The sequence below is a fragment of the Falsirhodobacter sp. alg1 genome, from assembly GCF_000739715.2.
Taxonomy (GTDB): domain Bacteria; phylum Pseudomonadota; class Alphaproteobacteria; order Rhodobacterales; family Rhodobacteraceae; genus Falsirhodobacter.
This window is the reverse complement of sequence record NZ_BBJC02000002.1, coordinates 470,790-478,216: the sequence shown is the minus strand read 5'-3', so window position 1 is coordinate 478,216 and position 7,427 is coordinate 470,790. Positions and strand designations below refer to the sequence as shown.

The 7,427-nt window shown below is 58.0% G+C and carries 5 protein-coding genes and 4 pseudogenes; 3 read left to right on the top strand and 6 right to left on the bottom strand.

Translation table 11 applies throughout. The features are described from left to right. Both TR36_RS14895 and TR36_RS14890 read right to left on the bottom strand, forming a co-directional pair. Nucleotides 1-414 (bottom strand): annotated as a pseudogene (locus TR36_RS14895) (transposase); the annotation flags it as partial. A gap of 66 nt (nucleotides 415-480) precedes the next feature. Then, a pseudogene (locus tag TR36_RS14890) lies at nucleotides 481-1,193 on the bottom strand (IS3 family transposase); the annotation flags it as partial. Nucleotides 1,194-1,314: 121 nt separating this feature from the next. Here TR36_RS14890 and TR36_RS06465 point away from each other — a divergent pair. Both TR36_RS06465 and TR36_RS15735 read left to right on the top strand, forming a co-directional pair. Continuing rightward, nucleotides 1,315-1,537, top strand: a pseudogene (locus TR36_RS06465) (IS5/IS1182 family transposase); the annotation flags it as partial. Continuing rightward, nucleotides 1,514-1,684, top strand: a pseudogene (locus tag TR36_RS15735) (transposase); the annotation flags it as partial. The pseudogenes TR36_RS06465 and TR36_RS15735, both read left to right, overlap by 24 nt. Here TR36_RS15735 and TR36_RS14750 read toward each other — a convergent pair. After that, nucleotides 1,685-2,230 (bottom strand): TetR/AcrR family transcriptional regulator, encoded by a 546-nt coding sequence (locus tag TR36_RS14750; protein WP_045388976.1) that lies wholly within the window; start codon nucleotides 2,228-2,230, stop codon nucleotides 1,685-1,687. Between the two features lie 98 nt (nucleotides 2,231-2,328). Between TR36_RS14750 and TR36_RS06455 the strand changes: the two genes are divergently transcribed. Next, the gene (locus TR36_RS06455; RefSeq protein WP_045388977.1) at nucleotides 2,329-3,084 is read left to right on the top strand and encodes an SDR family NAD(P)-dependent oxidoreductase; all 756 of its coding nucleotides are present in this window, start codon (nucleotides 2,329-2,331) and stop codon (nucleotides 3,082-3,084) included. A 749-nt stretch (nucleotides 3,085-3,833) separates the two neighbouring features. On the opposite strand, the gene TR36_RS15475 is transcribed toward TR36_RS06455, so the two are convergent. The 3 genes from TR36_RS15475 to TR36_RS06440 form a co-directional block, all read right to left on the bottom strand. Further along, on the bottom strand, nucleotides 3,834-4,157 hold the full coding sequence (locus tag TR36_RS15475) for a hypothetical protein (protein WP_153010511.1): 324 nt from the start codon (nucleotides 4,155-4,157) through the stop codon (nucleotides 3,834-3,836). A 398-nt stretch (nucleotides 4,158-4,555) separates the two neighbouring features. Then, a complete protein-coding gene (locus TR36_RS06445) occupies nucleotides 4,556-4,849 on the bottom strand; it encodes a 30S ribosomal protein S6 (RefSeq protein ID WP_045388981.1) in 294 nt (97 codons plus the stop codon). Between the two features lie 282 nt (nucleotides 4,850-5,131). Further along, nucleotides 5,132-6,967, bottom strand: coding sequence for a DUF2207 domain-containing protein (locus TR36_RS06440; protein WP_045388982.1), 1,836 nt, complete (start codon nucleotides 6,965-6,967; stop codon nucleotides 5,132-5,134). Between the last annotated feature and the right edge of the window lie 460 nt (nucleotides 6,968-7,427).

Below are 7,427 nucleotides of genomic sequence, written 5' to 3'. Positions count from 1 at the left end.
GCATCTCTTGGCGGATATCGGCACTGTCCGGCGGGCGTTCACGCCGAACGGTCTTGGGATCGACACCAACCAGCCTACAGGCCCGGCGCTGCGAGATGTCATGATCCCGCATCACCCGGAGCGCCGCATCTCGCCGCTTCGTCAATGTCGTCAGTTCTTTCCCAGCAGGTCTTTCAACACGACATTGTCCAGCATGGTGTCCGCAAGCAGGCGCTTCAGCTTGGCATTCTCGTCCTCAAGGGCCTTTAGCCTGGCAGCCTCGGACACCTCCATGCCGCCATACTTGGCCTTCAGCTTGTAGAACGTCGCAGTGCTCAGCCCATGCCTACGGCACACTTCCGCAGTCGGCATCCCGGCCTCCTGCTCCTTGATCATTCCGATGATTTGCGCCTCGGTGAAACGGCTCTTTCGCATGTGTCTGCTCCTTCAGAGTTGGCGCAGACTCTACATTACGGTGAGGGATTTCGCGGGGGGCAGGTCAACGACTGCAAGGTAAACGAACCCCTCTTGCGTCCGGATATAGGTGATATCGGTCACCCAGACCTTGTCCGGAGCTTCGACATCGAACTGCCGGTCGAGGGTGTTGTCGACCACGACCGACGGCTTGCCGCCATAACTGCCGGGGCGGCGCTTGTAGCCGATATGTGCCTTGATCCCCGCCAGTTGCGCCAGTCGGGAAACGCGGTTCGGACAGATGCTTTCACCCCGTTCGATCAGATCGTCATGCAGCTTGCGGTAGCCGTAGACCTTGCCGCTCTCAGCCCAAGCATTCTGCAGCAATTCGGTCTGGCGTCTATCTTCCTGCGCCCGCTGGCTCAGGGGTGTCTGTAGCCAAGCATAGAACCCGCTCGGCTGGATGCGCAGGCACCGGCACATCGCCCGTACCGAAAACTGACCCCGATGCTCCGCTATAAACGCGTATCTTACTTTGCATTTCTGGCGAGATACGCGGTGGCCTTTTTTAGGGTATCACGCTCCTCCGACCCCCGGGCCAGCTCGCGCTTCAACCGGCGGATCTCAGCGTCCTTCTCTGTGTCACCCGACACCGCCTTCGCGAATTTGCGCTTCCAAGCATAGAGCGAATGCGTGCTCACACCCAGCCGAGCTGAAACCTCCTTCGCCGGGTAACCCCGTTACGTGATCTGCGCGACAGCATCGCGCTTGAAGTCGTCAGTGAAATTGCCCGTGCCCATCATGGCCTTCTTGCCTCAAAGTTAGCGAAGAAGGCGTCCACGAAACATGGGGCTATTCAGTCCTTTTTGATTACGGCCGGAAGTACTAATTCAATTCTGCCAATGGGTAGGAGGATTGACAATGGTGGGACCACGGCAGGAGGCGCAACCGGCGCTGTTCTACGAATTCTCTTTTGAGGATTATTTCCCGCAGAACAACCTACTTCGCTCAATATACCGGTTCGTGGATTTTTCCGGTATCCGCACCTATTTGGCGGATTTCTACAGCCACACGGGCCGCCCTTCCGTCAATCCTGATTCGAATGCTGTTGGTCGGGTACATCCCCGGACGAAAGCAACGCAAGACGCCGGTCAAATATGACAAACGCCGCAACCGCATTGAGATCATGTTCGGCTGGCTCAAGGACTGGAGGCGCGTGGCGACCCGCTATAACAGATGCCCCAAAGTCTTCCCGTCAGCCATCGTCCTCGCGGCTCTCGTCATCTATTGATTATGAACCCTGACCGTGGGTCAAATCGGTTGTCACCGTGTCAAACAGTCTATCGTCGCCCATGGTGCGGGCCAAAATCATCGCCCCTTCGAGTGTCGCAATCATATGCGCGGCGCGTTGAAACGCCTCTTCTTCGTTAAAGCCATCCGCAACATAAACACGTTTCAACCAAGCCATGTTGCGTTCGAAAAAGGCGCGCGTTTTGCGTGCGACGCCGTCGGGCAGTTGGGCAATTTCCGCGCCGAACATGCCGCATAGACACATCAATCCATCATCTTTCAGCGCTATGCCATATAGGGCCACATAGCGCCGCATCATGTCTTGTGGCGTCTGCGCATCAGGTGCCCCTAATGCATTGAGAAATCGCTCTGTATAGCGTTCGGCCAGAGCCTCTCCAAGCGCTTCTTTGGTGGGGAAGTGGTAATGCACACTGGCGGATTTAATACCGATCTCAGCAGCGATATCGCGAAAGCTAAAACTATTGAAACCGCCCTGCCGTGCTGTGCGCTCAGCACTATCAAGAATACGATTCGCGGTGTCTGACATGGGGCTCACGGCTCTGTGATTATCTATCTACAGATAGGCATTGACTTGCGGGAATGCAAATCCATGATAGCTACCTATCAGTAGATAGGGAAAATGAAATGACACAGAAAACTGCACTTATCGTTGGTGGCTCAAGTGGCATGGGGCTGGAAACGGCGCGGCAATTGGTGGCCAATGGCGAACACGTCACTTTGCTTGGCTTAACTGCGGCAAAGCTTGAGGCCGCCAAGGCGGGGCTAGGGGACTTGGCCGAGACACGTCAGGTTGATCTTGGGGATGCAACGGCGGTAGATCGCCTCTCACAGGATTTGCGCAGGGACGACCGTCACATTGCCAAGCTGGTGAACGCCGCGGGGATTTTCGCCCCCAAACCATTCCTTGAACACACAGCAGCCGACTATGACAGCTATATGGATATTAACCGCGCAAGCTTTTTCATCACGCAGGCTGTGGCGGAAAACATGATTAAAAATGGCGGTGGCGCGATCGTCAATATCGGATCCATGTGGGCCAAGCAGGCGATTAAGGCCACGCCATCTTCTGCCTATTCTATGGCCAAAGCCGGTTTGCACTCATTGACGCAACACCTTGCCATGGAGCTGGGCGAAAAAGGAATTCGCGTGAATGCAGTTTCTCCTGCGGTCGTAGTTACGCCTATCTATGGTGCATTCATAAACCCTGATGAAATCGAAGCTACGTTGACTGGCGCATTCGATGCCTTTCATCCGGTCGGGCGCGTAGGGCGGTCCGCCGATATTGCCTCTACGGTCGTGCATCTATTGTCAGAGCATACAGCTTGGGTCACAGGGGCGATCTGGGATGTGGATGGTGGCGTCATGGCGGGTCGCAACTAAAATCTTTGGTAGCTGGCAGGGATAAGGTGCGCCTGACTATGAATGGTACGCGCATTCCCTGATCCCCGCCAGCTTTAAGGCAGTACTTCGCCTATCTAACCGTCGACAGATGTTTGCGCGATACAATGACCAACTGCCGCGAAGGGCAGCTAAGTTCGTGGTGCGGATATTGCTCGGTTGGACAATGCTGCGCGATGCCTTGGATGGCGGCTTCAGGGAAGCTGCCCTGCAGCGATAACCTGCCCGGCGAATGTCCGGAGAGGGCCGAGAGCACCGGAAAGCCAAGTCACGGGCACAGCTGCCGCCATTTACGCTTCCGAGGTTTGGTGTCGTTCGGGCCGGTGCTAAGCGGATCTCTCTCGTTAAGGTGTGTCGCGCGGATCTGCGGACGTTACCGCCTCTACGCAATCGTCAGATTCCTTCTCGTCGCTGCGTGCGAAAAGAATAGTCATACGGCGCAGACAAGGTCAGGTAGGAAGCGGCGGCTGCAAGCTCCCGCAACCAAATTATACACTTCCCGAAACCTCCCGTCATTGGGAGGTTTTTTGATGGCCGTAAAATAGATCCGAACCAAGGCTCAAGGACAGGATCCCTACGAGGGCGCCGTGAAGCGTCAGCTCGTGAACGCGGGCCTGACAGCGCATGCAGGTTCACCACCCTGCAAAGTGAAATGCACAAGGGCCAAGGCGGCGCCGAGGCCAACCAGCTCCAGCGGAGAACAACCATCCTCCGATAAACTCGCGCGGGGATCATCCTAGCCCCTCTGCTGCCGCCATGATGATCCGCTGAACCGATGCAACCCGGGCAAACTCCGTACGACCCGTGCGGTAGACCAACCACAACTCCTGATGCCGCTTGTGCGCAAGCGGAACGATCGACAAAGCTTCCTGATGCGGAAACATGATCTCGGACGGCCCGAACTTGTGGATAGCCTTTTTCAACGCTTCGACGCAGAAGTTGGCCTCTAGAGTGTTCGTATCCGCTAGGACAGAACCTTGCGGGTGTGCCAGTTCATGATCGCCCCGAGGTAGCGGAACCCACGCGGCATGGGCAGGTAGGTTATATCCGAGCACCAGACTTGTTTCGGCCGGTCTACCCGCCGATCTCGCAACAGGTAGGGACGGGTCTTATGCCCCTTCGCCGCCCTGCTGGTGTTGGGCTTCTGGTAGATCGGCATGAGCCCCATGAGGCGCATCAGTCGCCAGATGCGCTTCTCGTTCATCAAGTGGCTGTTTCCGAGCTTACGCGGCCCCATTAGGGGCCACGGTCCCTGCAACTGCGCAAGTGCCAGGCCATTTGCCGGACACTGAAGAACGGCATCTCCAGAAATTGCTCGTCGATCCGCCCCATCAGGCCGAGGTTCTGTTCGGTCTCGCTCTTGGGCGTGTAGTAGAAGGACGAGCGCGATCGACAGCAGCTTTGCTGCTGGCCGATGGACAGATCCGGGTGGTCCGGCTCGATGATACCCGCCTCACTTCTTGCCCCAGGGCTTCAGCTTTCGTTCCAAAAAAGAGTTAGCCACCGCCAGCTTCCCGACTTTGGCGTTAAGATCCTTCACCTGCTCGTCGTCAATCTCGGGCGTCTTGCGCCCTCCGCGTTCGAATACGCCGGACGCACCGTCGAGCAGGGCTCGCTTCCATTGGTGGATCATCGTCGAATGCACTCCGAATCGGCTCGCCAGTTCGGCAGCCGTCTCCTCGCCTTTCAGAGCTTTCAGCGAGACCTTGGCCTTGAACACAGGCGCGTGCTGCTCGCGTTTCGACATCTCTGATCTCCTTCTCGTCGAAGATTAGCAGACTTCAAATCGTAGCTTATGTCAGTGTCCGAAGTTCGGGGGGGGGGGGCAGATCAACGTCATTGTCCCGGCGACGATCTTGCATAAACCTCGAATGTCATCCTGGTCTCATGTTTTTGCGTATTGGATACTCAGCGCCAGATCGTAGCTTCTATCACCGTCCCACCCGCCAAGACAGATCATCTTGGATTGCATGCAGAAGTCGGCGCAGGTATTCATCCAATCCCGATTACGCGGGGCACGAACCTCGGCTCACCAGCCGCCTCCACCGCCACCACCTCCACCGCCGCCAGAGAATCCTGACACACCCGGGCTGGAAGTGGTGCAGGCGTTGACGCCCGTGGTCATCGACTGGCAGGCCGCCGATATTGTTCCGCCGATTGGACCGCCGCCGACCGGAGTTCCATGCAGCCAGACGGGCATCCAGACATAGGCCGGACCGCCTGGCTGTGCCGTTGCACGTGTCAGGGCGTCTTCGTATTCCTTCGCGAACTCCTTTTCCACACCAAGGGCGATGGCATAGGGCAGGAAGGTCTCGAACCGGCGGCGGGCACTGTCGCGGGAACGGCTCTTGCTGCGGGCAGTTGACAGATGGCGACGGAAGCCCTCGATATCTCTCTTGAGGGCACGTCCGGCAGGGGTCGTCAGGCCGATGCGCGCGGCAAAGATGCCGAATATTGCTGGCACGGCGATCATCCCGGCTGCCGGGATCAGGCCAAGCGCGCCTATCCGCACGCCGAAAACCAACCACATGAGGCAAGAGATGGTCAATGCGATCCCGGCCGTCAGCGCAAGCATCCGCAACGTACGCTCGAACAGCAGGAGGCCAAGCGGCAGCACCGGTATGATGTACAAACCCAATGGCAGCCCGGCCAATGCCTGCCACATGATCGCCAGGGCCAGACCATAGGATGCGGCCGCTGCCAGCAGCGTCCAGCCCGCGTTCCCGATGTGGAACCGTTCGCCATGTTCCTTTCGTATCGCCGTCTTGAAGACCTTCAGCAGTGCGCCGACTGCCTTGCGGTTGTCTGGTGAAATTACAAGCGGACCGTCCAGCCCGTCCAGATGCTTCAGGATTGCGACCTCGCCCACGGGCAGGGTGCCGTCATCGGCTTTTTCGGTTCGGGCAATCGACCATGTGGTGTCATGCTGCGTGATGGTGGCAAAGCCCTTTACGCCCAGATCGACCGCCGCCGCCACCATCGCCGAATTGCCGATCCCGCCATTGGCGTGAATATAATGGGCCAGCGCGGGTGAAATCCCCTCGGGCGGGACGCTGCGTTCGCGGATATGGCCCAATGGCGCTTCCTTGCCTTTCCACCGCCAGATCAGCCACAGCGTAGCCCCCAGCAGCAGGTTGCCGAACAGGGCGATCGCATCGGCCGGACGCTCGCGGAGCGCGTACAGGATGCGATCCAGAAACGTGGGGCGTGCCACGGTGCCCTTGGGAAAGGCGATGGCCGTGGTTATCCCTTCGTGCCAGTCAAGTGCACCGTCGGTCATGACATAGACAGTGCGGCCCCCCTCCTCGAACTGTTCGACGGCGTTCTTCTGTTGCGAGCCCGAGGGACCGGTGAATGCTTCCACATCGGTGGCCACAGCCCCTTCGGGCAGGCGAATGCGGGCGGCGGCCATGTCGATACGAAACTCCCACGCATTGCCGGTGATGTTCCAGTAAAGCTCGTCATGATCGGCAAGGAACCGGACCTGCCGGTCCACATCGTAGCGCAGGCGAAAGCGATGCTCGCCGGGGCTGAGGACCGTATCCTGATCGCCCAGATAGATGCGGATCACCCCGTTTCCGCGCTGGATACGGGTATCCACCGGCGCGCCGTCTATCGTGGCATCAACCAGATCGAACCCGCCCCGGTGGATGCCATCCTCTGTCAGTGGCAGATCGCGGAAGATACCGTGGCGGATACGCTGCCCTTCTGCCTGCACATCCAGTGTTTCGGTGATCTGCAGCCCGCCTGTCCGGTCTATCGTGATCTCGCTGATAAAGCTGCGGATGCGTTCATCGGCATGGATCGGTGCGGCAGGCACAAGGGTCAGGCACAGGGCGAAAAGGATACGAAGCAGAAAAGGCATGCCGGCACCCTATGCCCGGCAGTATTCCGAGCACAACCCGCGCGCAGGCCCGACACCTTGGCCTGGCTAATTCGTTCCTTGGCTGACGTACGGTGTTATGCGGCCTGAAAACCGGCCCGTTTGCGACTGTAGTTTCCGGCTCATGTTTCTTTGACTGGGAGCGGATAAGAAAAAGAGGAAAGCCGCACAAATGACGAAAGCGCGGCAAAGCGTTCATCCGGAAGCGGGAGGGGGAGTGTGCATTCGGCCTATCTCAATCATGTTACGCGGAAAGGACACACGCTTCGAAGTCACCCTGAAGGATCTGACTTATGAATGCAAATATTGTGGGGTATTATACGGCAGAAGATATGAAGCCTGTTGGTGGGGTGACGGGCCAATTGCGATGCAGGATCTATAAGGCAGGCTTGGATGTTATCCATGGCCAACCTGCTTGGGGCAAAATTGGAGGGTATGAAGA